This window comes from Herpetosiphonaceae bacterium (assembly GCA_036374795.1).
Classification (GTDB): domain Bacteria; phylum Chloroflexota; class Chloroflexia; order Chloroflexales; family Kallotenuaceae; genus LB3-1.
Genome location: DASUTC010000194.1, coordinates 1 through 2,062 on the forward strand (window position 1 = coordinate 1; position 2,062 = coordinate 2,062).

Below are 2,062 nucleotides of genomic sequence, written 5' to 3' on the forward strand. Positions count from 1 at the left end.
CGTGGCGTACGTCGTCGAACACAGACCCGCCGCCCAAGAACACGGTTCTCGGCAGGACCTCCGGACCTTCCTCCAGGAGCGCCTGCCCGCCTACATGGTGCCGAGCGCGTTCGTGGTGCTGGAGGCGCTGCCGCTCACGCCCAACGGCAAGGTCGATCGCAAGGCGCTGCCGAGGCCGGAGTACATCCGTGAGGACGTGGGCAGCCAGCCTGGGCCGCGCACGCCGCTGGAAGAGGTGATCGCGGGGGTGTGGTCCACGGTTCTCGCGGTCGAATCGATCGGAATTGACGACAACTTCTTCGCGCTGGGCGGGCACTCGCTGCGGGCAACGCAGGTGGTGACGCGGCTGCGGCAGGTGCTCGGCCACGAGGTGCCGCTGCGGCTGCTCTTCGAGGCCCCGACCGTCGCGGGCCTGACCGCCCGGCTGACCACCGCCCAGGCCAGCGCTACACTGCCGCTGGTGGCGGTGCCGCGCGACGCGAGGCTGCTGCCGCTCTCCTTCGCCCAGCAGCGCTTCTGGTTCCTCGATCAGGTTGTGCCCGACAGCCCGCTCTACGCGATCCCGCTGGCTGTGCGCCTCCACGGCGCGCTCGATCACGCCGCCCTGGAGCGCAGCATCAGCACGATCGTGGCTCGGCACGAGGTCTTGCGCACGGCTCTGGTCTACGATCCGGCGGCTAGCTCGGACGGTAACGATCTGCCCATGCAGCGGATCGCGCCCGTGCAGGAGGTGCGGCTGCCGCTCGTGGCGCTGCCAACCGCCGACGACGCTGCGGTGCGTCAGGCGGTGCAGGCGATCGTGCAGCAGCCCTTCGACTTTGCGCAGGGGCCGCTGTGGCGCGTGGTGCTCGTCCAGCAGACGCCGACCGAGCATCTCCTGGTGTGGGTCCTGCACCACAGCATCTTCGATGGCTGGTCGCAGGGCGTGCTGCTGCGCGAGCTGAGCCTGCTCTACCGGGGCTTTGTCCAGCACAATCCGGTCGAGCTGCCGCCGTTGCCGATCCAGTACGCCGACTACGCCGTCTGGCAGCGGCAGTGGTTGGCCCAAGGGGCACCCCGCTCGGTTTTGGAGCAGCAGCTCGCCTACTGGCGACACCAGCTCGCGGACGTGCCGCCGCTCGATCTGCCCACCGATCATCCCCGCCCGGCGCTACCATCCGACCGCGGCGGGCACGTGGCGCTGCACCTGCCCGCCGCGCTGACGGAGGCGCTGCACCAGCGTAGCCAGCAGGCGGGTGTGACGCTGTTCATGACACTGCTGGCGGCGTGGCAGACGGTGCTCGCGCGCTACAGCGGGCAGACTGACATCGCGGTCGGCACACCGATCGCCGGGCGGGTGCGCCCGGAGCTAGAGCATCTGATTGGCTGCTTCGTCAACACGCTGGTGCTGCGGACGGATCTGGCGGGCAATCCGAGCTTCGCGGCGCTGCTGGAGCGGGTGCGTACGGTCTGCCTTGACGCCTACGCCCATCAAGATCTGCCCTTCGAGCTGCTGGTGGAGCGTCTTCAGCCGGAGCGCGATCTCAGCCGCACGCCGCTGTTCCAGTCGATGCTGACCCTCCAAAACACGGCTCGTCCGACGCTCGATGTGCCGGGCCTGACCGTAGAGCCGCTCGCGGTGGAGAGCACGACGGCGAAGTTCGATCTGTCGCTGACGCTGGTGGAGCGGGCCGATGGGCTGCACGGGGTGATCGAATATCGTACGGCGCTGTTCGCAGCGCAGACGATCGAGCGGCTGGGGAGGCACTTCGTGACCCTCGTGGAGGGGATCGTGGCCGAGCCGGAGCAGCGCATCGCGTGGCTGCCGCTGCTGAGCGCGGCGGAGCGCCATCAGCTCATCGTGGGCTGGAACGCGACCGAGGCCACTTATCCGCAGGCGCGCTGTCTGCATCAGTTGGTCGAGGCGCAGGCGGCGCGCACGCCCGACGCGCTGGCAGTGGTTGGGGGCGCGGAGGCGCTGCGCTATCGTGAGCTGAACGCGCGCGCTAACCGGCTCGCGCACTACCTGCGTGAGCACGGCGTCGGCCCCGATCGCCCCGTGGCGGTGGCACTGCCGCGCTCG

The 2,062-nt window shown here is 69.8% G+C and carries 1 protein-coding gene; it reads left to right on the forward strand.

The genetic code is table 11. The features are described 5' to 3' along the window. On the forward strand, positions 1 to 2,062 hold a 2,062-nt coding region (locus VFZ66_14455; protein ID HEX6290388.1), incomplete at both ends, for a condensation domain-containing protein.